A 22,173-nucleotide genomic window follows, 5' to 3' on the forward strand; every position below is an offset into this window, starting at 1 on the left:
TTGCGCCAGCATTATAGAGCGCACTTCCCAAAGACATAGGAATCTGACAGGCTTTGGTGTCGGCGGACACGTTCGCCGATTCGCCGTGGCGATCGTAGCGGGTGGCACCGCTAGGGCCAAAACGACGAAAGCCCGGCTTGGCGGCCGGGCTCTCGGAAAGTCTGATGGGCGGAGGCCCGCGTTCTGTAGCAGGAACAGCCTCCCGCAGATCGGACGCGAAGTCAACTCGAAAACGCTGTTTTCGAGAACGGGAGAGCTTTGTCCATGAAGGATTGCCGCCAGCAGCCGGGCCGACCGAACGACGGGAGGTTCCATGCAAACTGTGTTCGAGGCCCTTGGAGGGGCGAAGGGTAGGCGGCCCGGCCGTCAGACCGGCCAGCGGGTCCACCGCTACAGCCGCACCGAGGAGGGCCGGGAAGGGCGGTTCTGGCAACCGTTCAGTCCCAAGAACGTCGCTCGCTTCATGCAGGCGGCCGAGAAATATGACCGGTTGAAACGGCTTGCCCACCGGCGCGAGCGCAACAACCGCGAGAATGGCGCGATCGGCCATGTCGGGCTTGAGGTGTTGCGCGAGTTGCTTCGCCTGATCGACTACAAGACAGGCCGACTCGATCCGGCCATCGCGACGCTGGCGCTTCGCATCGGCCGCTCGATCGCGGCCGTGGTGGATGCGCTCAAGCGGCTCAAGGCGCATGGCTTCCTCGACTGGTTGCGTCGCTATGTGCCGACCGGCAACGCAGGAATGCGCGGCCCCCAGGTCAAACAGACCTCGAACGCCTACCGCTTGATGCTCCCGCCGCAGGTCGAGCGTGGCATGACGCCTCCACCGCCAGAAGGGGTCGGTTCCGGCTGAGGGCGGAATGACACCCTAAGCGCCGGCGTCCTTGGGCCAAAGGTACTCGCCAGTGAGGAGGATGTGTGCCCATCCGAGCGGCGAAATATGGGCGAGAAGATGGTCGGGGGTATCGAGCCCTTCGCGGCGCCGGGCCTCAACGGCATGGCCAAGGTGCAGGGTGTTCCAGTAGACGATGATGGCGGTGAGCAGGTTGAGGCCGGCGATCCGGTAATGCTGACCCTCCGTCGTGCGGTCGCGGATTTCGCCCTGACGGCCGATGCGCAGGGCATTTTTCAGCGCATGATGTGCCTCGCCTTTGTTGAGGCCGACCTGTGCACGGCGCTGCATGCCGACGTCGAGTATCCATTCGATGATGAACAGCGTCCGCTCGATCCGGCCCACCTCGCGCAGCGCGGAGGCAAGATCGTTCTGGCGCGGATAGGAGGCGAGCTTGCGCAAGATGCTGCTCGGCGCGACCTGTCCAGCGCTCATGGTGGCGGCGCAGCGGAACAGATCGGGCCAGTTGGAAACGATCAGCGCCTCACGCGCCTTGCCGCCCACCAGCGGGCGCAATTCGCTCGGCGTCGCGGCAGGGTCGAACACGTACAGTCGTTTGGATGGGAGGTCGCGGATGCGCAGTACAAGGCGGCAGCCGAGCATCGCGCTGATCCCGAACAGATGATCGGTGAACCCGCCAGTGTCGGCGTACTGCTCTTCGATCCGTCGCCCTGCCTCATTCATCGTCAGCCCGTCGAGTAGATAAGGTGCTTCGCTGACCGTGGCTGGAATGGTCCGCGATGCAAACGGCGCGAAGCGGTCGTTGACGTGGGTATAGGCCTTGATGCCGGGATCGTTGCCGTAGCGGGCGTTGATCGTATTCATCGCTTCGCCCTGCCGTGCGGCGGGGAAGAACTGGCCATCGGCCGATGCGGATCTGCCCATACCCCAGACCTGGGCCATCGGCAGCGCCCCTTGCGCCGCGACCACGTTGGCCAGCGCCTGGTCGATCGCCTCGCTTTCGACGTGCCAGCGAGCGAGACGGGAGAGTTGCCAATAGTCGTGAGTGTTGGAAGCCTCTGCCATCTTACGCAGACCCAAATTCAGGCCCTCGGCAAGCAGGACGTTGAGCAGGCCGATTCGGTCGCCGCATGGCACGCCGGTGCGCAGATGCGTGAAGGCATCAGTGAAACCCAGCGCGGTATCGACTTCGAGCAGCAGATCGGTGATGCGGACGGGCGGCAGCCGGCGATACAGATCAAGCACCAGATCCTCGATCCCATCCGGCGCGTCAGCGGTGAGCCGATCAATGCGCAGCGTGCCGTCCTCGATGCTGCCTTTCGGAATTGTACCGCTGCGCACGGCGCGACCGAGCCGGGCAAGGCCATCAGCGAGACGCACTTTGCGGTCAGCCAGCCAGACATGCGGGTCGGACGGGACCGCCAGCTTCGCGGCATGCGCGACCGCCATCGGCACGAGGACGTGGCGCAGGTCACCATATCGATGCGAGCGGTCGAGCCATATGTCGCCCGAGCGCAGCGCGTCGCGCAGGTGAAACATGACCGCGACTTCCCGGAGGCGGGCATCATCATCGCCCTTCGCCCGCAACTGTCGCCGCCATTTGGAATGCGGGCGCAAGAAATCGTCGGCCGCCGGAACTGCGCCCTTGGTAGCGATGACGGTAGCCGCGTCCAGCAAAGGCCGTGCAACCGCCGCAGCTTTGAGGTCGAGGCATCGCAGCATGCGCGGGGCATACCGACGGAAGCGGTGATACCCCTGATCAACATAGGCCAGCGGATCATCGCCCAAGGTGTCCGTCAACGTCTTGGCCGTAGCGACGAGGCTGGTGAGCCGTTCCCATCCCGCCCCGCCCGCGACCGCATCTTCCAGCGACGCGCCGTCGCCATGCGCTTCGAGCAATGATTGACCGAGTGCAGTGAAGCCGTTCAAAGTCGCAGTGGTAGCGCCTCTGGTTTCTACGACCCGCGCGTCATGCAGTTGCTTCGCGTCGCGCCAGGTGCGGCCAACGATCCGGTCATGTGTTTCGATCACCGCATCCGCAGTCGCCGTGGCCCATTCAATGACGCAGACCGCCATGATAGCGCGGCGCCGATCGGCGCCGAGGTCGCGCAGGCCATCGGCGAAGTAGCGCTCGCCCTGCCGGCGTAGCCGGGCGACGCGATGCGGTGGAACACCGGCAAGTATACCATCATTGAGGTTCATCGCGCGCAGGAACTCGAGCCGGTCGAGCAGCCGGTTCGCCGCGGCGGAGTTGTTGCCCGGCTCAATCCGGCGCAGCCAGATGAAGCGGCTGATCGCCCCCGGCAGCATCTCGGTAGTCAGTCGGTCGAGCCCATCACAGGCGACGGGATCGAGACGGGCCGCGATCCGCTTCTCGATCCGACGTTCGGCGGCGACGAGCGCGTCCGCGCACAAACGCTCGATTGTCGTGATCGCCGGCAGGATGGTCATGGTTTCACGGCAGCGGGCAATGAAGCGCCGGGCAAGGTCGTCGTTTGAGCGTGCCTGCTCGGCTTCGGCGAGAAGCCAATCGCGGAAAGCCCTGGCATACGGTCCCCGTCCGGGGAACATTCTGTATCCGTAGATACGGCGCAGCGCCTCCATGTGCTGGTGGCGGGTTTGGCGTCGAACGGCATAGGCCGCGAGCGTCTCGCCAGCGATGCCAAGCTGGGCGCCTAGAAAGGCAGATACAGTGTGTGGGATCAGTTCGCCGGGAGCAAGGGTCCGGCCTGGATATCGCAGCGCGCACAACTGCAGGGCGAACCCGATGCGGTTCTCCGGTCGGCGACGCCGGTCGATATGAATCAGGTCATCGTCTGCCAGAAGATAATGGCGCAGCAGCGCCGCTTCGTCAGTCGGTAGGTCGAGTAGGGCCGAACGCTGTCGGGCGCTGAGGATATGGCGTCTCGGCATGCACGGCTTGTCCCCATTGAACAGAAGTCTGTTTTGGACAACACTGACCCCACGCAAATCAAGGCTTTTCGAGGCCTAATTCCAGAAGGGTTCAATTGGGACAGCGCGCCGCCATCTACGCCAGGGTTTCGACAGCCGACCAGTCGTGCGAACGGCAGCTCCGCGACCTGGCCGGCTTTGCCGAGCGTGGCGGCTATGAAGTGGTCGAGGTCTTCCGCGAAACCGCGTCGGGCATGAAGGCAAACCGTTCGGCGCGGGCTGAGGTGATGAAGCTGGCGCAGGCACGCCATATCGATGCGATCCTCGTTACCGAACTCAGTCGCTGGGGGCGTTCGACCCAGGACCTGCTCGATACACTCAACCGGCTGTCGGGCTGGCGCGTGTCGGTGGTCGCGATGAGCGGCATGACGTTCGAGGTCGATACGCCGCATGGGCGGATGATGGCGACGATGCTCGCAGGTATAGCCCAGTTTGAGCGCGACATGCTGAGCGAGCGGGTCCGCTCTGGCCTTGCTGCAGCGCGGGCACGTGGCCGCAAACTCGGCCGGCAACTGGGGGAGCGACCCAAGTCGGACCGCCTCGCGCCCAAAGTGTTGGCGCATATCGCCGAGGGGCGGAGCTATCGCTGGATCGCTCGCGACCTGGGACTCAGCAAGAACACGGTCGCCGGGATCGTGGCTCGCGCACGGGGTAACGTGAGCCCTGATGTCACGGTGACGACATGACCGGGGCGTCTGGACGGCTGCGTCCCGATCCCCGGCGCAAGGCGCGGTTTCGCGAAATCGCCCGAGGCATTGTCGCCAAGGATCGCTACAATCGGAAGTACGGGATCGCCGTCGACACTGCTGGCGCCATCGCGCAGGCGCTAGAGCGCGCGTACCGCGATGGAGTCCGGGACGACCCGGCCGCAGCCGTTCAAGCGCCCGAACAGGATGATGCCGGCCCGCTGGAATGGGCGTTGATCCCACCACGACCGCGAGATGCCTTCTGGAGTATCTGCCTATACACCCTGGGCCGCGATACCGATCTCCCACGTGACGGCCATCTCGCTCCGGCTATTACCGAACGCGGAACGCCCGGATGGACACTCGTGGCAGGAGGGTACACCCCTGACAGGGTGATCAGCGATAGGAGCATTGGCCCGCTTGTCCGCCTCGGCCTTATCGCGCTCGCAGTCGATTTACCGGTTCGCATGATCGTAACCGCACAGGGGAAGGAAACATGGGCTCTCTTCTGCCAGCGCGGTGGGATGTACCCTGAGGATCTCACTGACATTTGATCCATTTGATCGACATCCATCCGGCGGAATGGTGAAGGGCAGCATCCGCCCCGTTGCAGACGTTCCCAATGGTCGTCATCCCGGCGCATGCCGGGACCGTGGGCTGTCTTTAGAAGCAGCCTCACGTCCGGGCGCCCTGGCGATAGCTATCGCCTCAAGACTTGCCCACGGTCCCGGCATGCGCCGGGATGACGGATGACCGCGCCCCACCCCAAATCAGCCGTCACCCTGAACTTGTTTCAGGGTCCATCAATCCGAAAGCCCAGTTTATGATCGGCCAACCGAGATGGCGGCACGAGCCACCACGCTCCGGCACCAATCGCCCGATGGATCCTGAAACAAGTTCAGGATGACGCAAGGCGGGGGCGCGATGTCCGCTCCCCACCCCTTCTTGCCGTTTCGCTTAGGGTGTCATTTCGCCCTCAGCCGGAACCGACCCCATGATCGGGCGCTCGCCATGATCGTGGAGGCCCACGCCGCCCTGCCCATGGCCGCCTTCTGGGGACAAGGGCAATCGGCATCCAGCGACGGGCAGTTCTTCCTTGCTACCGAGCAGGGCGAGGCGATGAATCTGATCAACGCGAAATATGGCAACGTCCCGGGCCTCAAGGGATACAGCCATGTGTCCGATCAATATGCGCCGTTCGCAACCCAGGTGATCCCGGCAACGGTCAGCGAGGCTCCCTATATCCTGGACGGGCTGCTCATGAATGACGCGGGCCGCCGCGTTCGCCAGCATTTTGCCGACACGGGCGGCTTCACCGATCATGTGTTCGCCGCCTGCGCCTTGCTCGGCTACAGGTTCGCCCCCCGTATCCGCGATCTCCCTCAGAAAAGACTCTATGCCTTCACGCCCAACGCGACGCCGGCCAATGTGCGAGCGCTGGTCGGAGGTAAGATCAATGAACCGCTCATCGAGCGCAACTGGCCCGACATCCTGCGCATCATGGCGACGATCGCAGCGGGGATCGTCGCCCCCAGCCAGATTCTTCGCAAGCTCGCCTCTTACCCGCGCCAGAATGAGCTGGCCCTCGCATTGCGAGAGGTGGGCCGCATCGAGCGAACCCTGTTCATGATCGACTGGATTCTTGATGCCGGCCTCCAGCGCCAGGCTCAGATCGGCCTCAACAAGGGTGAGGCCCACCACGCCCTAAAGCGCGCCATCAGCTTCCACCGCCGAGGTGAAATCCGGGATCGATCCGGCGAAGGCCAGCACTATCGCATCGCCGGAATGAACCTGCTCGCCGCCATCATCATATTCTGGAACACCATGAAGCTCGGCGAGGTCGTCAATACCCGGGCCGCCAGCGGTACCCATATCGCGCCTGATCTACTCGCCCACGTCTCGCCGTTGGGATGGGAACACATCAATCCAACCGGGGAATATCGCTGGCCCAAATCCTTAGCGTAGGATTCCGCCCCCTCCCGCAAACGCCCCCTACGATTGAGAAGCGCGGCGGAATCTCTTAGATTGATCGCTGGAGGCTTTGTTCGCGGAGACGCGCACATTGCCTTCTTTTCGTTTTAGGAAGCGCTGCCCTAAGCGACAGAAGCCAGAGCTTTGACAATGCGGCATTCCGCGATGGAGCCGACCATGTATCTTGATCCTATCGGTGCAGACACGCGATGATGGCGGTCACGACGGCGGTGGTTTCCGCGACGTCGCGCACCCTCACTGTGTCGAGGCCGATTTCAGCAGCGGGATAGTCATTCCCACCGGGGAATATCGCATCCCCAATGAACAGCATCCCGTCGAGCGGGACACCGCTCTCGGCACTCAGGCGCTTCAGGCCATAGCCCTTGTCGATCCCTGCTCTGGTCACGTCGATCGATGTCGTGCCACCGAGATTGATCGAGAGCTCCGGCAGCTTCGCGCGCAACGTGGCCTGCAACGCGGTCCTCTTCTTTCGGTCAGGATCCCACGCTTCCTTTTCCTTCAGCGGCGCTGCCTGCCCCAGGCCCGAAAAGGTGATCTGGCTGCCCCGGTCCTCGATCCGTTCGCCCCAGATACGTTCGTCGGCGAGACCGGCATCGGTCAGCGCCTGATCGAAGGCCGTGCGGATCTTCGCCTTCTCCGCGTCGTCGAACAGTTCGGCATAGACCGCGCGCCAAGCGCCATTGATGAACCGATAGAGTTTCGTGCCTGTGGTCGGCATCAACCAGAGACGGTCGAGCGCGACGCCGGCAGGAAGGCGCGAGGCGATCTGCTTTTCGAACTGCGGCCAGTCCCCGCCCGAGATCACCGCCACATCCGTGATGGCGAGCAATCGGGCGAGGATTGCGGCCATATCCTCCGATAACGGCCGCTTGCTCTCGGCAAGCGTGCCGTCGAGGTCGAAGGCGATCAGCCACTTCATGCCGCCTTCCCTGCCGGATCGCGGTAGGCGAGCAGCCTGAGCGCATTGATGACGACGAGCAGCGTCGATCCCTCATGAACCGCCACCGCTGGCCCAATGCCGAGGCCGAGGATGGTAGCAGGCACCAGGAAGGCGACGACACCCAGGCTGACGAAGACGTTCTGCCGGATGATTCCACGGGTATGGCGGCTAAGACCGACTGCGAATGGCAGGTGCGCCAGATCGTCGGCCATCAGCGCCACGTCGGCTGTCTCCAGCGCAACGTCCGACCCCGCCGCGCCCATCGCGATGCCGACCGTGGCGCTTGCCATCGCCGGCGCATCGTTCACGCCGTCGCCCACCATCGCGACCTTGTCTTCGCCGGCGAGCTTCTTGATCGCGGCAACCTTGTCTTCGGGCATGAGGTCGCCCCACGCTTCGTCGATCCCGACTTCGTCGGCGATCGCTTCGGCGACTTTCTGGTGATCGCCGGAGATCATTATCATCCGCGACACGCCCATCTCGTGCAGCCGACGCAACGCGGTCTTGGCAGCTTCGCGAGGCGTGTCCATCAGGCCGATCGCGCCCAGGTCGCGGTCCCCCTTGCGGACCACCATTGTCGTGCGGCCGTTCTCGCGCAGCTTCGCGATTGCGTCCTGCGCGCCCTGCCCCAGCGCCGGAATGCCCTCACTTCCGAACATCTCGGCCTTGCCGATCCACACCGTCTCGCCATCCACGCTCGCGGTGACGCCCCGACCGGTCAGGCTCTTGAGGTCGCCGGCAGTCGGCACGGCACGATCGTTCAGACGTTCGCGGCCGTCCTTGACGATCGCTTGGGCCAGGGGATGGTCGCTCAACGCTTCGACGGCGACAGCCAGCGCCAGCAACTCGCCTTCATCGGCGCCATCGACGGGCACGACATCAGTGATGCGCGGACGACCTTCGGTCAGCGTGCCCGTCTTGTCGAAAGCGATCGCTTTGAGCGACCCGAGGTTTTCGAGCGGTGCACCGCCCTTCACGAGCACGCCGCCCCGCGCTGCACGGGCAACGCCCGACAGGACCGCGCTCGGCGTTGCGATCGCGAGCGCGCACGGGCTTGCCGCCACCAGCACCGCCATCGCGCGATAGAAGCTGTCGCGGAACGGCTCGTCGACGACCACCCATGCGAACAGCAGGAGCACTGACAGGACCAGGACGGCGGGCACGAAGATCCGTTCGAACCGGTCGGTGAAGCGCTGCGTCGGCGACTTCTGCGTCTCCGCTTCGCTCACCATCTTCACGACCTTGGCAAGCGCGCTTTCATTGGAACGGCGTGTCACCTCGATCTCGATCGCGCCGCCGCCGTTGATCGTACCAGCAAAAACCCGGCTTTCCGCGTCGACTGCATCGGGCTTGGCGCGTGCCGCTGCGGCATCTGCGACCGGCACCTTGTCGACCGGGATGCTTTCACCCGTGACCGGGGCCTGGTTGATCGCGCTGGTGCCCTTGATGACGAAGCCGTCGGCAGGCAGGCGCTCGTTCGGGCGGACGATGGCAATGTCCCCGACGACCATCTGCTCGACCGGGATTTCGCTGGTCTGCCCGCCGCGTCGCACGGTCGCGGTTTCGGGCGCGAGCTTCGCCAGCGCCTCGATCGCCTTCTTGGCGCGGCCCATTGCATAATGCTCAAGCGCATGGCCGAGGCTGAACAGGAACAGCAGCAGCGCACCTTCGGCCCATGCGCCCAGCGCAGCGGCGCCGGCCGCAGCGACCAACATCAGCGTGTCGATCTCGAACTTCTTCATCCGGAGGTTGTCGATCGCCTCGCGCAGCGTGAAGAATCCGCCGAAGAAATAGGCTGCGATATAGCAGGCGGTCGGCAGCCATTCGGGCGCGCCAGCGACCAGCCTCTCGATCGCGTAGCCGATCCCCAGCAGCGCGCCACAGGCGAGCGCGAAGATCAGCTCGGTATTGGGGCCGAGAAATTCGGCGTGGCTATGGTCGTGGCCATCGCCGGGGCCGTGCTTCTCTTCGCCCGCGCCGTGGCCCCCGGGGCCGTGGTCGTGGCCGGCATGTTCATCGGCAGCGACCCGCTTGCCCACCCTCACCTTCAGCTTGCGAAGCGCAGCGCGCACCTCCTCTTCGGTGGTTTCGCGGCGATCATATTCGACCCGGACAGACCCGCTGGTGCTGGCGCTTGCCTGGACCACGCCGGGCAAGGCGCACAGCGCATCGCTGACCGTGCGCGCCCGACGTTCGTGGTTGATCCCCGTCACCTGCCAGATCGCATGGCCGTAGCGCTCGGTGATTTCGGCACCTGCGGCGCGCACCATTTCGCGCAACCGTGGCAGCGGCAGCTTGGCGGCATCGAAATGGATGCACAGCGCCGCTGGCGTGTTGCCGTCGAGACAGATCACATGCGCCCGCTCGACACCTTCGCGCTTTGACAGGGTTGATACGAGACGGTCCAGGCAGGCATCGGCCGCGTCAGGAAGGTCCGGCAACAACACTGGAATGTCGAGTTCGAGCTTGTCGTTCATGACGACCTCCTTTCGCTTTTCTTGGTTTCGGCGCGCGCGTCGCGCAGGATTTCGACACCGCCCTTGATGGCGATGATGGCGGTGGCGAAGCCGACCAGCAGGTCCGGCCAATTGGTACCCAACCACAGCACCAGCACGCCGGCGATCAGGATGCCGCCGTTGGAAATGAAGTCGTTGAAGCTGAAGGTGGTTGCGGCCCGGAGATTGACGTCCGGATCCTTGAGGCGCTGGAGCAGCCGCAGGCAGAGGTAATTCACGACGCCGGCGATCGCGGACATGACCATCATGGTAGGTCCGATGGGCTCGCTGCCCTGCACGTAGCGCCGTCCGACATCGATCAAGATGCCGCCCGCGAAGATCAGCAGCATGACGCCCGAAGCGACCGCGGCGCGTGTCTTCCATGTCTGGCCCCGGGTGAGCGCCACAAGGCTCAGCGCATACACAGCCGTATCGGACAGGTTGTCGACGCCGTTGGCGATCAGCGCGCTCGAGTCCGCGAAGAAGCCGGAAACGAAGAAGCCCGCAGCGATCGCCGCGTTCAGCAGCAGGACGATCCACAGTGTGCGGCGCTCCTGCCCGCCATTGTTGTCGTTGCCCGGGATCATCCCATCATCTCCTCAAGTGTCAGCAGGGCCAGGAAGCCGACGAAAAACATCGAGCTGATGAGCGGGGTGTCGGGTTTCTCGTGCGCCTCGACCAGCAACTCCTCCGTGACGAGGTAGAGCAGCGCCATCAGCCCGAAGCTGAGGAAGCCGGCGATCATCACCGGCGACAGCGCGGCGACCGGCACGGCAGCGAGCGCGCCGATCGGCAGCAGCAGGGCCAATGCCGAGACGATCACGATGATGCGCAAGCGCGAGCGATAGGTTTCCGCCAGCTCGTCGGTCAGCGTCAGTCCCAGAAATAACACTTCCAGAGTGAGCGCGATCGTCAGCAGGAGACCTGCCTTCTCGCCCGCCACGAAAGCGAGGCCGAGCACCAGGCCGTCCACCAGAATGTCGATGCCGATCGCGGCGAGTAGCGCCATCGGCCCCTTGAAGCGGGCCTCAAGAGCCTTGAGCCCCAGCATGGTCGCGACGCCCGCCGCCCCGCCGATCAACGTCGCGCTGGGCGATGCCTCATGCTTGACCTGCGGCAGGATTTCGGTCGCTGCCGCCGCGAACACGACGCCGGCAGCGAGATGCTGTAGGCCCGCCACGAGGCCAGGTTTCAACTTGGTGCGGCTCGCGACAATCGCGCCGAGCACGACCGCCAGCACAGGCGCAAGCGTATAGAGCAGTGCCTGCATTTCCTAGGACTCCTCCGGGGTTCGGTGGCAGACGCGGATCTTCCCGCGTCGCGTGAACGCGATCGATCCGCCCGCCACGACAGCCCGCGAATGGTCGCCGCGAAACTCGTCACCGGTTCGCTGCGCGCGCAGGATCTCGGTCCTGCCCTTCGGCAGCCAGGTGACGGCCATTTTCAAGCCTTCATCGATGAAGTCGACATCGGCGCGTGTGCCGTCGTCGCAGTACATGATGCGCTGCGCGATTAGTTTCGACGTCAGATGCTTTTCATGCGCCGGCTCGGTAGGCTGGGTCGGCGCTGGATTACACGCCCCTATAACCGCCCCGGAGACGAGAACGACGCCGAGGCGCGCGATCGCCAGACCGGCCCGATTCAGGCCGCACAAGGTTGTCACATTTGAAATCGACGTGTCAGACATCGGTCTCTTCCGACGAAGCGCCCTGTGGCGTTCGAAGGCAGGGCAGTTCATCGCGTGCCTTCCTGCTCGCAGATCCGGGTACGGCCATCGCCTTCCACGATGGTGAGCTGCGACCCCTTGAAGGTCGCGGTGGCTGTTTCGCCGACATATTGCAGGCCCTGCGCTGGCGCGGTCAGCATCATCGGCGGTCCCCCGTTGGAGCGCCGCAAATCGATCTGCAGGCCGTTGTCCTTGTAATCGACGAACAGCGGTTCCCCGTCGGAACAGCGATATCTATGCCGCCCCATTTCCCCGGTCGTCACGGCGCTGTCGGACGAATGGATCTGCTGCTCCGTTGGCGGGGCTGGCGGCTTTCTTTCCGAGCACGCCGCGAGCCCGACAACGAGGATGACGGCGGGCAGCACCCGCTTACAGTGCATCATCATCGCGCCTTCCTCCTGTAGCGGAAGGGGACGCGCTGACGATTGATAGCCCGGGCAGGCTGACCTACCCGCCAGCGGAGATAGGTTGCGAGGCGATCGTCAGATTCGACCATCAGGGATCGCAGGCGGCGCAACATCATCGCCGCGAACGGCAGGGAGAGCGCCCCGCGCAGCGTGCAGCTATGCGTTAGCCTGGTGCCGCCATCGTCCCCCGCCAGCTCGTACCGCTCTTCGAGCGTGAACAGATAGGGGATGCCGCAGGACCAAGCGAAGGCGTGCGGTTTATCGAATCGATCAATCCGTGCTGGCGTCCGAATTGGCCGGGTGATGCCCTGGATCGCAAAGGTGCATTCTGTGTCGCCGAGCCGGGACGGATCATCGAGAAATACGAGCGGACTCCACGCCCGGCGATGATCCGGATCGGTGAGTGCCGACCAGATGCGCAGTGGCCCGCCGTGAAGCATCGAGCTGGTTATGGTGCGAGGCATATCCCCATCTCCCAGAGATGGGCGGGGCGATCGCGGATCGCCCCGCCCATCCATCAGGCCAAGTTGTTCACGAAGGTCTGACCGTGGTCGTCCCCTTCATGCTCCTCATTGTAGTGCTCGGGTTTCTCGATCACTTTCTGCCCGAACCGGGCATAGAGTGTCGGCAGCACGAACAGCGTAAGAAGCGTCGCCGAGATCAGACCGCCGATGACGACCGTCGCCAAAGGCTTTTGAACCTCTGCGCCGGCGCCTTCGCCCAGCGCCATCGGCACGAAGCCGAGGCTGGCGACTAGCGCGGTCATGATGACGGGTCGCAGACGCTGCATCGCGCCAACATGCGCGGCTTCCTCGCGGCTCATCCCTGATCGGATCAGATCTTGGATCGAGCTGACCATGACGAGGCCGTTGAGGACCGCGATGCCCGAGAGGGCGATGAAGCCCACTGCCGCCGAGATCGAGAAGTCCATGCCCCGCAGGAACAGCAACAGGACGCCGCCCACCAGCGCGAAAGGCACGCCGGTGAACACGATCGCGGCGTCGCGGACCGATCCCAACGCCCCGTAGAGGAGCAGCAGGATCAAGATGAAGCAAGCCGGAATGACCAGCTTCAGCCGTTCGCTTGCCGATTGGAGGTTCTCGAACTGGCCGCCCCATTCGAGATAGGTGCCGGCAGGCAGCCGGAGTTGGCTGCCGATCGCCGCCTGCGCATCCGCCACGACGGATCCGACGTCGCGGCCACGCACGTTGGCTTGCACCACCACGCGCCGCTTGCCGTTCTCGCGGCTGATCTGGTTCGGACCATCGACCACCTTGATCTCGGCGACGCTGGACAGCGGTACATAGCCGCCGCCTGCCACCGGCACCTGCACCTGTTGGAGCAGGCCGATGTCGGCACGCTGCGCCTCCGACAGGCGGATCACCACGGGGAAGCGACGGTCGCCCTCGAAGATCTGGCCCGATGTTCGCCCGCCGATCGTCGCAGTCACGGTGTCCTGCACATCCTGAGCCGTAACGCCCAACCGCGCCATCGCGTCGCGGTTGACGCGAATGTCGAGCATGGGAAGACCGGTCGTCTGCTCCACCTTCACGTCCGCTGCGCCTTGCGTTCTGCGCAGCACCGCCGCGATTTGCTCGGCCGTCCGGTTCATCTGGTTGAAGTCGTCCCCGAACACCTTCACCGCGATGTCGCCGCGCACGCCGGCGATCAGCTCGTTGAAGCGCATCTGGATGGGCTGGGTGATCTCGTAGGCATTTCCCGGAATCTTCGCGAGATTACCCTCGATCCGGCTGACCAGCTCCTCCTTGGGAAGCTCAGGATCCGGCCAATCCTTGCGCGGCTTCAGGATGACGAACATGTCGGTCGCGTTCGGCGGCATCGGGTCGGCCGCCAGCTCGGCGGTGCCCGTCTTGGAATAGACGAATTGCACCTCCGGCTGCTTCGACATCATCCGCTCGATCGGCACCTGCATCGCCTGGCTCTGCTGGACCGACGTTGCCGGAATGCGGAGCGACTGGATCAGCAAATCGCCTTCGTCGAGCTGCGGCAGGAACACCGAGCCGAGCGTAGTGAAAGCAAGCGCCGCCACCACAAGGCTTCCCACACCCGCACCGATCGTCAGCGTCGGGCGCTTCATGGCCCGGTCGAGACCGGGTTCGTAGCGCTTCTTCAGCCACGTGATGATGCGGCCGTCCTTCTCCTCGACCTTCTTCGACAGCCAGATCGCAATCATCGCCGGCACGAAGGTGAGAGAGAGGATGAAGGCGAAGGCGAGCGCGATGATGACGGTCAGCGCCATCGGTCCGAACGTTTTACCCTCCACGCCGGTCAGCGTGAGCAGCGGTACGTAGACGAGGATGATGATTGCCTGCCCGTACACAGAGGGACGGATCATCTCACGCGCAGCGGCTGCCACGGTCGCGAGCCGTTCCTTGACGCTGAGCAATCGGCCTTCATGATGCTGTTGCTCGGCAAGCCGGCGCAGCGCGTTTTCGACAATGATGACGGCGCCGTCGACGATCAGACCGAAGTCCAAAGCCCCAAGGCTCATCAGATTGGCCGAGACCCCAGCGCGCAGCATACCAAAGCCTGTCAGCATCATGGTGATCGGGATGACCAACGCCGCGATCAGGGCCGCACGGAAGTTGCCGAGCAGCAGGAAGAGCACGACGATGACCAGCACCGCGCCTTCGGACAGGTTTTTCGCGACCGTCTTGATCGTCGAATTGACCAGCTCGGTGCGGTTCAGCACCGGCTGAATTACGACGTCAGGAGGCAGCGAAGCGTTGATCGTCTTCAGTTTCTCAGCGACCGCGGTCGACACGATGCGGCTGTTCTCGCCGATCCGCATGATCGCCGTGCCGACGACGACTTCGGTACCGTTCTCCGATGCCGAACCCATGCGGATCGCCTGACCCGTCTTCACAGTCGCAACTTGTTCGACCGTGATCGGCACGCCGTTACGTGTCGCGATCACGGTCCTGGCCAACTCGCTGGCATTGCGAACGAGCGCATCCGAGCGAACAGCCAGACCTTCGCCATTGCGATTGACGAAGCCACCGCCGACGCTGGTGTTATTGCGCTCCAGCGCATTTCCCAGGTCCGTCAGCGTGATGCCGAGCGAGGCCAGCTTCTGCACGTCGGGCACGACGAGGAACTGCTTGGCGTAACCGCCAATCGAGTCGACACCGGCGAGGCCCGGTGTGGTCTTCAGAAGCGGCGTCACGATCCAGTCCTGCGCGGTGCGCAGGTAGGTCGCCTTGTCCTCTTCGGTCGTCAGTCGCTCGCCCTCTGGCGTGATGTAGCTGCCATCGGGCTGTTGGCCCGGTTCACCGGGCTTGTGCTTGTCGTCCTCGCGATGATCGAGACGAACGGTGTACATGTACACCTCGCCCAGGCCTGTCGCGATCGGACCCATTTCAGGGTTCACGCCGTCGGGCAGATTCTCTTGCACGCCCCGCAGACGCTCGCCCACCTGCTGGCGGGCGAAATAGATGTCCGTCGCGTCCGAAAAGACCGCCGTGATCTGCGCGAAGCCGTTGCGGCTCAACGAGCGCGTATATTCCAGGCCGGGGGTGCCGGCGAGCGCGGTTTCGATTGGAAACGACACCTGCTTCTCGACCAGCTCGGGCGAGAGGGCAGGCGCGCGGACGTTGATCTGGACCTGATTGTTGGTGATGTCCGGCACCGCGTCGATCGGTAGCCGGTAGAGGGAAAAGGCGCCGATGGCGGCGACGATGACGGTGAGGAGCAGGACTAGCCAGCGCTTCTCGACCGCCCAGGTTACGATACGGGCGATCATGGCTTAATCCTCGTGGCTCGCTTCGCCCTTGCCGATCTCGGCCTTGAGCGTGAAACTTCCGGTGGTGGCGATCTGTTCGTTGCCGGTCAGGCCCGACCGGACGATCACCGTGTCGCCCGACGCATCGCCGAGCTGGACCGGGGTCGCCTTGAAGCCGGTGGGCGTGCGCACGAACACGACCGACTTGCCCTCGAAACTCTGGACCGCCGTCGTCGGCACGCGGACCGCCCCGCTCCCGCCGCTGCCCGTGAGCTGCACGGCTGCCGTCACAGGCTCGCCGACCCGCCATTCGCCACCGCGATTGTCGAGGGTGGCGAGCGCAGGCACGAGCCGCGTCTGCGGATCAAGCGCCGGCGACACGAAGGTCACGCGGGCGGTCGCCTGACGGCCTGCCGCCTTCACCAGCACCGTATTGCCGGGACGCACCCGGCCCGCATCCTCGGGCTTGAGATTAAGCGCGATCGACACCTGGCTCAGGTTGGCGATGCGATAGAGTTCGGCATCCGCCGCGACCGTTTGTCCCAGCGTCACGGGGCGCGCAATGATCTGGCCCGAGATCGGCGCGGCAATGCCGAGCCGGTTGAGCCCGCCGCCGCCGACACCCGCCGCCGAAACCATGCTCTGCGCCTGCGTCAGGGCGATCCGCGCCTCCGTCGCCGCTGTGCGGGCGGCGATCAGATCCTGTTCAGGGGAGACTCTCTGCGCGAACAGCCGCTGTTCGCGCGCGAGGTTCGAATTAGCGAGCTGAAGCCGCGCCCGCGCCGCCTCGACCTCGCCCTTGATCTGCGCCGCCTCGCGGCTTTCGATGACCGCAATGGTCTGGCCGCGTCCGACCGATTGGCCGAGGTTACGGGTGAGCGCGACCACGCGTCCCGCAATTGCGGCCGAGACGACCTGCGTTCCCTGTGGGTCGCCCTCGATGATCGCGGGCAGCTCGATCGTCCCGGCCCCGCCGATGATCGGCCGTCCGACCTGGACGCCCGCTGTGGCGATCTGGTCGGCACCCAATGTGACGACGCCTTCACCGGCATGACCGCCTTCAGCACCGCCCTTTTCCGTGCCCGCTGCCGTCTCATTGGCAGCTGCGCCTTCGGCAGTTGCCTCGTTTCCGCCATCCTTGCCGCCGCAGGCAGCCAAGAGCAGGGCGAGCGACGCCGCGCCCGCGAGATAAAAGCTCTTCATCACTGATTCCCCCCATTGGGCGCACGAGCGGTCAGTCGCTCCACTTGCGCGCGGGCATTCTGGTAATTGGCAAGCGCGTCGATCGCGGCGACCCGCGTTTCGGCGAGCGTGCGTTCAGCATCGAGCAATTCGAGCTGGCCGAACTTGCCCTCGCGATAGCCGATCCGCGCGATGCGGGCGGCCTCCTGTGCAGCCGCCAGCGCCGGCCCCGACGCCGCACGAGCCGTCGTTGCGGCATTGGCCGCCTGCGCCTGCGCGTCCGTGATCGCCTGTTCGATGTCGAGCGCGGTCACGCGGCGCTGCGCATCCGCCTGGGTCCGCTGCGCGGTCGCCTGCGCAATCGCGGCGCGACCATTGTTGAACACCGGGATCGGGATCGACACGCTGAACACCGCCGCCATGTCGTTGGTCGCTTCCAGGCGGCGGATCGACGGCCCGACGTTCAGGTCAGGCACGCGATTGGCGCGCGCGAGCCGCACGCCGGCTTCGGCAATGGAGAAATCCGCGTTGGCTGCCGCCAGCGCGAGTGTGCCGGTCGTGTTGACCGGTGCCAACGGCCCATAGACGTTCACATCGGGAAGGCGATCGAGCAGCGTGTCATCGAGCAGGCCGTCGATCGGCCGTCCGATCCGACGCGCCAGATTGGCGCGGGCCGCCTCGGCCAAGCGAAGCTGCCGCTCCACATTGGCGTCGGCATTGATACGCGCGACATCCGCGCGCTGTTGCTCGAGTGGCGATGCCCGCCCTGCCTGCACGCGAACGCTCGCGGCCCGCAGCGCATCGCTGGCGATCCGGGCCTGATCGCGGGCTGTCATTACCCGGCGATCGGCCGCGACCGCTTCGACATAGAGCTGCGTTACCTGAAGCCGGACATCCGCCGCGATGATCGCGGCCTGGATCTCGGCCCGGGACAATTGCGCATTGGCGACCGCGACGCGGGCGCCGCGCTTGCCGCCTAGCTCGATCGGGATCGCAAAGCCGACCGTGGTTTCCGCGCTGCGGACCCCCCGATACGGCCCGGAGCCGATGACATTCTCGACTTGGCCTTGAACCACCGGATTGGGCCGCAAGCCGGCGACTGTGCGACCTGCACGGGCCGCGTCGATTCCAGCTGTCGCCGCTTCCGCAGCAGGGGCCGAACCGCCCGCTGCACTGACCGCTTGGTCAAGCGTGTAGACCGGCGCATCCTGCGCAACAGGCGCGGACGGTCCGACCTGCGCCTGCGCCATCGTGGCGCAAGACGCTGCGGCCAGCATGGCCGCGAGGATACGATTCATGAAAATAGGACTCCTGACGATGATCGACAGGGGCGCGCCAACGCACGCCCAAATCGGACGTCAGGCTTGGGGGGGCCTCAAATGGACCATGCCGGTGCGGCCGTCGAGCGACGCAGAGGCGGAGATTGTCGGCTTGGGCACTGTGAGGACGGGGGTATATTCCATCGTCGTGCGCGCAGGCGCGCCGACGTCGTGTCCGTGACAATAATTGTGATGATGCGGGACATTCTTGTCCGAGTCCGATGGCACCTGATCGATGTCACCGGCGGTATGGACCGTGAACTCAACGCCCGCGATGCTTCCCCCCGCCAGATCGGCGGCATGGGCCATGCCGGAGAAGCTGGTCAGGACCAGCATCAGGCATGTCAGGAAAGGCAAAAAGGCTCGCACTAGCTTGCCTCTATCACGGAAGGGTTTTCATGTCATTGCACTAATTCGAACCAAGGGTCACTGAGCCGGAACCCGAGCGGGATCGGTCGCGCCCGTTCCAGGCGAACCCGACCGCAATGGCGACCGCCATCAGGAGTTGCGCCAGCACCGATTGCCAAGTGGGAAACACGCCGAGCATCGACAGCCGTGGCACGTCCGCGAGCGGTGCGATGTTGATAAGGCCGGCTTCCTGGAGCGCGGCGACGCCTTTACCCGCCAGCACGACGGTCAGGACCGCCATGAGCCAGGAGCTATAGCGGAAGAACTGCGCGATCGGCAGCTTGCGACTGTAGCGAAGCATGGCCCAAGCGATCAGGCTGAGCAGTCCAATCGCCGACCCGGCCCCCGCGAGAAGCATCCCGTTGTCACCTTGCGCCGAAAGCGCGGCATAGAACAGGATCGTCTCGAAGACCTCGCGATAAACTACGACGAACGCCAGCCCGAACAGGAACCAGCCCGACCCGCCCGAGAGCGCCCGCGACATCTTCTCGCGAATATAGCGCTGCCACTGATCGGCCTGCGCCTTGCCGTGCATCCAAATCCCGACCGAGAGCAGCACGACCGCGGCGAACAGCGAGCCAAACCCTTCCGTCAGCTCCCGGCTCGCACCGCTGATCCCGATCGCATAGGTGGCGACCGCCCAGGTGATCCCGCCCGCGATGATCGCGCTGACCCAGCCGCCATGCACGTACCGCAGCGCCTCGCCGCGCTCGGCTTTACGCAGGAACGCGATCATGGCGACAACGATGAGCAGGGCTTCGAGCCCTTCACGCAGCAGGATCGTGAACGCGCCCAGGAACGTGGACGCTTCGGTGGCGGCATCAGGCGCGAGCGCCGCTTCCGCATCGTCGAAAAGGCCGCCCAGTACTGCGACCTTCTCCGCGAGATCATCGGGCGACGCGCCCCGGTCGATCGAGGCGCGGAACTCCCCCATCGCGCCCTCGATTCGACCCATCAGCGTCGCGTCGCGCGCGGTGAGTGTTGGCTCGATCGGCTCGAACCCATCGAGATAGGCCGACAGCGCCAGCTCTTTCGCCATGCGCGCATCGCCGCGCCGCGCAGCCGCCACGCTTTCGGCGAGTTTGGCGCGGGCGACCGCGAGCGAGCCGGGAGCCTGTTGTATCACCTGTTCGGGATGACGACGCAGGAACGCGAGCACTGGGTCAGCCTTGGCGTCGCCGATCGCCGCGCCGAGCGCGGCCGGGGTGAGCGCGACCAGGGTTTTCAGGTCCGGAATGCGCCGGCGAAGGGTCGGGTCGGATTTCCAAAGCCGCTCGCCTTCGCGCGCCTGCGCATCCGTGAAGGCGAAGCTCCCGGCTCGGAATGCTAACGCCCAGCGCTGATCGTTGGGCAGATCGGCGAAGCTCTGCATCGCGGTCCCGTCGATGCCTTGCGTCACCACCTGATAGAGCGCGAACACGCTGCGCTGGCGCGCGCGCTCGGCATCGGTGAAAGCAATCGGGGGCGTAGCGAGCTTGGCGGCGTCAGGGCCACGGCCGTTGCCCGTCATCCCGTGGCAGGACGCGCAGGATTGTCGGAACAGTGCATCGCTGGAGACGAGGTTCGGAGCCTTATCGGGCGCGAGCGGCACCGGGTAGGCGCGCAACAGATCGGCCGCGAGCCCGTGCGCCAATGTTGCCACCTGTTCAGTCGGTCCCTTTTCCGCGATCACCGCCTGGAGGTTGGCAGCCCGCTGGATGAGGGCTTGACGCTCCGGCTTCGCCGGCAGGCCCTGAAGCCGTGTCGAGACCGACGCGGCGAACTCCGTCATCTCGGCATATTCCGACGTGCTCTTGATCCGACCGTTGGCGACCGCGCCGCCATAATCGACGGCCATATAGTCGAGCAGCCGCCATGCGGTTTGCACGTCGCCGGGTTCGGCGATTGCCGCAGCAGGGATCAGCAGCGCCGCGAGCGCGGAGAGCAGCCGCAACGAGAGCATTGCCCGGATCAACGCGAGCAGACGCACTACCGCTCTCCCAATTCGCGCCGAGCGCCAGTGACGATTTCATAAGCGGAGTGGAGGAACAGGAGGGCGATGAGGCCGGCGACGGCGAGGTCCGGCCAGGCGCTTCCTGTCCACGCCACCAGACCGGCCGCGGCGATCACCGCCACGTTGGCGAGCGCGTCGTTGCGGCTGAACAGCCAGATCGCGCGAACATTGGCGTCCCCTTCCCGGAAACGCGCAAGCACCAAGGCGGACACGACATTGATCGCGAGCGCGACAACGCCGATTGTGCCCATCAGTTCGGCATCGGGCGCGGTTGCGTTCAGGGCGCGCCAAATCGCGAAACCGATTACGCCCACGCCAAGCGCACCGAGAAACAACCCCTGCGTCAGCGCGACCTTTGCCCTCGCCCGTGCGGACCAGGCAAGCGCGAGAAGACCGATAAGGCTGATCGACCCGTCCCCGAGAAAATCGAGGGAATCCGCTTTCAGCGCTTGGCTATCGGCGATGAACCCGCCGAACAGCTCGGCGACTCCGAAGCCGAGGTTGAGCACCACGACGGTCAGCAGCGCACGGCGATAGGCCGGATCGGTTTGCGCGCGCGCGGGCTCCCCGTGGCACCCGCAGCTTTCGGTAGAAGCATTCATGCGGCCTTCCTTACCACCTCCAGTCGCTGTAGAAGCAAGCGAAATGTGCGACACGTTCGCATAAGCAAGGATGGCATGATGAAGCCGGTGATGATTGGGCAGCTCGCCAGCGAGACCTCGACGAAGGTGACGACGATCCGCTTTTATGAGTCGATCGGGTTGCTCCGATCCGCCCCTCGCACGGCGTCGGGTCGCAGAACCTACGATGCCAGTGACATTGAGCGTTTGCACTTCATCCGCAACGGTCGCCGGCTTGGCTTCTCCGTCGACGAGATCCGTTCGTTGATGGGGCTGGCGCAGAACCCGGACCAGGATTGTGGTGCCGCCTCAGCTATCGCTGCTCAGCACCTCAAGGATGTGGAGGAGAGACTGGCGCAACTCGCGGTGTTGCGGGATGAGTTGGCAATGCTCAGCCAGAGCTGCACCAAGGCGCGCATGGCCGATTGTCGGATCATGAAGGCGATCGGCAAAGGCCACCCTCAAGCCGATCAATAATAATCGGCCAGCCTGAGCTCGCGCACATCACCCGAGGCCATCGTCAGCTTTACGAGGGTGCCAGCAGGCCGGGAGCGCACTTGCCAGAGCTCCCCACGCGTATAGTTCGCATCGATCGAATGGCCGTTCACCGCCACGATCCGGTCGCCGACCGCCCAGCCAGCCTTTTCCGCGGGACTGTTCGCCGCCACATGAACAACGGTGAGCGCCGTTGGTGAGGCTGCGAGGCCAAGGCCGCTACGGTCCTTCAGCATCGGCAGGCGACGACGAGGACCGAGTGGCCGGAGCCACACGAATCCGGCGGTCACGTCGAACACCACGTCGAATTGAGCGATCAGCGGTAGGCCGACATTGCCAACCGTGCTGGTGGAGAGCCAAGCT

Annotated in this window: 19 protein-coding genes and 1 pseudogene; 5 read left to right on the forward strand and 15 right to left on the reverse strand. The window is 64.9% G+C overall.

What is annotated here, in order from left to right; all coding sequences use genetic code 11:
- Positions 1-313: 313 nt before the first annotated feature.
- Complete coding sequence (locus EDF69_RS19385; RefSeq protein ID WP_239556343.1) at positions 314-853, forward strand: replication protein A; 540 nt, start codon at positions 314-316, stop codon at positions 851-853.
- A 15-nt stretch (positions 854-868) separates the two neighbouring features.
- Here the strand turns inward: EDF69_RS19385 and EDF69_RS19390 are convergent, their stop codons facing one another.
- On the reverse strand, positions 869-3,766 hold the full coding sequence (locus EDF69_RS19390; RefSeq protein ID WP_132884621.1) for a Tn3 family transposase: 2,898 nt from the start codon (positions 3,764-3,766) through the stop codon (positions 869-871).
- Between the two features lie 95 nt (positions 3,767-3,861).
- Here EDF69_RS19390 and EDF69_RS19395 point away from each other — a divergent pair, with 95 nt between their 5' ends.
- The 3 genes and pseudogenes from EDF69_RS19395 to EDF69_RS19405 form a co-directional block, all read left to right on the forward strand.
- Complete coding sequence (locus EDF69_RS19395) at positions 3,862-4,491, forward strand: recombinase family protein (RefSeq protein WP_004213007.1); 630 nt, start codon at positions 3,862-3,864, stop codon at positions 4,489-4,491.
- Positions 4,488-5,045, forward strand: a complete 558-nt coding sequence (locus EDF69_RS19400) for a hypothetical protein (RefSeq protein ID WP_004213004.1) — start codon at positions 4,488-4,490, stop codon at positions 5,043-5,045. Before EDF69_RS19395 ends, EDF69_RS19400 begins: the two co-directional genes overlap by 4 nt.
- Before the next feature lie 445 nt (positions 5,046-5,490).
- Positions 5,491-6,456 (forward strand): annotated as a pseudogene (locus EDF69_RS19405) (Tn3 family transposase); the annotation flags it as partial.
- 196 nt (positions 6,457-6,652) lie between these two features.
- Here EDF69_RS19405 and EDF69_RS19410 read toward each other — a convergent pair.
- The 13 genes from EDF69_RS19410 to EDF69_RS19470 all read right to left on the reverse strand — a co-directional run bounded on the left by EDF69_RS19410 (position 6,653) and on the right by EDF69_RS19470 (position 21,297).
- Positions 6,653-7,402: an HAD-IIB family hydrolase gene (locus EDF69_RS19410; protein ID WP_004212890.1), complete on the reverse strand. Its 750-nt coding sequence runs from the start codon at positions 7,400-7,402 to the stop codon at positions 6,653-6,655.
- Positions 7,399-9,900, reverse strand: coding sequence for a heavy metal translocating P-type ATPase (locus EDF69_RS19415; RefSeq protein WP_004212886.1), 2,502 nt, complete (start codon positions 9,898-9,900; stop codon positions 7,399-7,401). The genes EDF69_RS19410 and EDF69_RS19415 overlap by 4 nt, the downstream gene beginning before the upstream one ends.
- Complete coding sequence (locus EDF69_RS19420; protein ID WP_004212885.1) at positions 9,897-10,505, reverse strand: cation transporter; 609 nt, start codon at positions 10,503-10,505, stop codon at positions 9,897-9,899. Before EDF69_RS19420 ends, EDF69_RS19415 begins: the two co-directional genes overlap by 4 nt.
- Positions 10,502-11,188, reverse strand: a complete 687-nt coding sequence (locus EDF69_RS19425) for a ZIP family metal transporter (protein ID WP_004212882.1) — start codon at positions 11,186-11,188, stop codon at positions 10,502-10,504. Before EDF69_RS19425 ends, EDF69_RS19420 begins: the two co-directional genes overlap by 4 nt.
- Positions 11,189-11,191: 3 nt before the next feature.
- The gene (locus tag EDF69_RS19430) at positions 11,192-11,605 is read right to left on the reverse strand and encodes a hypothetical protein (RefSeq protein ID WP_017183574.1); all 414 of its coding nucleotides are present in this window, start codon (positions 11,603-11,605) and stop codon (positions 11,192-11,194) included.
- A 47-nt stretch (positions 11,606-11,652) separates the two neighbouring features.
- The gene (locus EDF69_RS19435; RefSeq protein ID WP_021238674.1) at positions 11,653-12,030 is read right to left on the reverse strand and encodes a hypothetical protein; all 378 of its coding nucleotides are present in this window, start codon (positions 12,028-12,030) and stop codon (positions 11,653-11,655) included.
- Positions 12,027-12,515, reverse strand: coding sequence for an SRPBCC domain-containing protein (locus EDF69_RS19440; protein ID WP_004212879.1), 489 nt, complete (start codon positions 12,513-12,515; stop codon positions 12,027-12,029). Before EDF69_RS19440 ends, EDF69_RS19435 begins: the two co-directional genes overlap by 4 nt.
- Positions 12,516-12,568: 53 nt before the next feature.
- Positions 12,569-15,814: an efflux RND transporter permease subunit gene (locus EDF69_RS19445; protein WP_004212878.1), complete on the reverse strand. Its 3,246-nt coding sequence runs from the start codon at positions 15,812-15,814 to the stop codon at positions 12,569-12,571.
- Positions 15,815-15,817: 3 nt separating this feature from the next.
- Entirely contained in the window at positions 15,818-16,996 is a 1,179-nt protein-coding gene (locus EDF69_RS19450; RefSeq protein WP_004212877.1) for an efflux RND transporter periplasmic adaptor subunit, read from the reverse strand.
- Positions 16,996-18,273 (reverse strand): TolC family protein, encoded by a 1,278-nt coding sequence (locus EDF69_RS19455; protein WP_013039111.1) that lies wholly within the window; start codon positions 18,271-18,273, stop codon positions 16,996-16,998. The genes EDF69_RS19450 and EDF69_RS19455 overlap by 1 nt, the downstream gene beginning before the upstream one ends.
- A gap of 60 nt (positions 18,274-18,333) precedes the next feature.
- On the reverse strand, positions 18,334-18,630 hold the full coding sequence (locus EDF69_RS19460; protein WP_007406840.1) for a hypothetical protein: 297 nt from the start codon (positions 18,628-18,630) through the stop codon (positions 18,334-18,336).
- A gap of 73 nt (positions 18,631-18,703) precedes the next feature.
- Complete coding sequence (locus tag EDF69_RS19465) at positions 18,704-20,671, reverse strand: cytochrome c/FTR1 family iron permease (protein ID WP_004212871.1); 1,968 nt, start codon at positions 20,669-20,671, stop codon at positions 18,704-18,706.
- On the reverse strand, positions 20,671-21,297 hold the full coding sequence (locus EDF69_RS19470; RefSeq protein ID WP_004212870.1) for a cation transporter: 627 nt from the start codon (positions 21,295-21,297) through the stop codon (positions 20,671-20,673). The genes EDF69_RS19465 and EDF69_RS19470 overlap by 1 nt, the downstream gene beginning before the upstream one ends.
- 78 nt (positions 21,298-21,375) lie before the next feature.
- Between EDF69_RS19470 and EDF69_RS19475 the strand changes: the two genes are divergently transcribed.
- Positions 21,376-21,792 (forward strand): MerR family transcriptional regulator, encoded by a 417-nt coding sequence (locus EDF69_RS19475; protein ID WP_004212867.1) that lies wholly within the window; start codon positions 21,376-21,378, stop codon positions 21,790-21,792.
- Here EDF69_RS19475 and EDF69_RS19480 read toward each other — a convergent pair.
- A partial coding sequence (locus EDF69_RS19480) for a PDZ domain-containing protein (RefSeq protein WP_204991482.1) occupies positions 21,786-22,173 on the reverse strand: 388 nt, incomplete at its 5' end. The two genes, EDF69_RS19475 and EDF69_RS19480, sit on opposite strands and share 7 nt — an antisense overlap.

The sequence above is a fragment of the Sphingomonas sp. JUb134 genome (assembly GCF_004341505.2).
Taxonomy (GTDB): Bacteria; Pseudomonadota; Alphaproteobacteria; order Sphingomonadales; family Sphingomonadaceae; genus Sphingomonas.

Coding starts and splice junctions, on each gene's coding strand:
- EDF69_RS19385 (WP_239556343.1), top strand. CDS start 314: ATGCAAACTGTGTTCGAGGCCCTTGGAGGGGCGAAGGGTAGGCGGCCC.
- EDF69_RS19390 (WP_132884621.1), bottom strand. CDS start 3,766: ATGCCGAGACGCCATATCCTCAGCGCCCGACAGCGTTCGGCCCTACTC.
- EDF69_RS19400 (WP_004213004.1), top strand. CDS start 4,488: ATGACCGGGGCGTCTGGACGGCTGCGTCCCGATCCCCGGCGCAAGGCG.
- EDF69_RS19410 (WP_004212890.1), bottom strand. CDS start 7,402: ATGAAGTGGCTGATCGCCTTCGACCTCGACGGCACGCTTGCCGAGAGC.
- EDF69_RS19415 (WP_004212886.1), bottom strand. CDS start 9,900: ATGAACGACAAGCTCGAACTCGACATTCCAGTGTTGTTGCCGGACCTT.
- EDF69_RS19420 (WP_004212885.1), bottom strand. CDS start 10,505: ATGATCCCGGGCAACGACAACAATGGCGGGCAGGAGCGCCGCACACTG.
- EDF69_RS19425 (WP_004212882.1), bottom strand. CDS start 11,188: ATGCAGGCACTGCTCTATACGCTTGCGCCTGTGCTGGCGGTCGTGCTC.
- EDF69_RS19430 (WP_017183574.1), bottom strand. CDS start 11,605: ATGTCTGACACGTCGATTTCAAATGTGACAACCTTGTGCGGCCTGAAT.
- EDF69_RS19435 (WP_021238674.1), bottom strand. CDS start 12,030: ATGATGATGCACTGTAAGCGGGTGCTGCCCGCCGTCATCCTCGTTGTC.
- EDF69_RS19440 (WP_004212879.1), bottom strand. CDS start 12,515: ATGCCTCGCACCATAACCAGCTCGATGCTTCACGGCGGGCCACTGCGC.
- EDF69_RS19445 (WP_004212878.1), bottom strand. CDS start 15,814: ATGATCGCCCGTATCGTAACCTGGGCGGTCGAGAAGCGCTGGCTAGTC.
- EDF69_RS19450 (WP_004212877.1), bottom strand. CDS start 16,996: ATGAAGAGCTTTTATCTCGCGGGCGCGGCGTCGCTCGCCCTGCTCTTG.
- EDF69_RS19455 (WP_013039111.1), bottom strand. CDS start 18,273: ATGAATCGTATCCTCGCGGCCATGCTGGCCGCAGCGTCTTGCGCCACG.
- EDF69_RS19460 (WP_007406840.1), bottom strand. CDS start 18,630: ATGCTGGTCCTGACCAGCTTCTCCGGCATGGCCCATGCCGCCGATCTG.
- EDF69_RS19470 (WP_004212870.1), bottom strand. CDS start 21,297: ATGAATGCTTCTACCGAAAGCTGCGGGTGCCACGGGGAGCCCGCGCGC.
- EDF69_RS19475 (WP_004212867.1), top strand. CDS start 21,376: ATGAAGCCGGTGATGATTGGGCAGCTCGCCAGCGAGACCTCGACGAAG.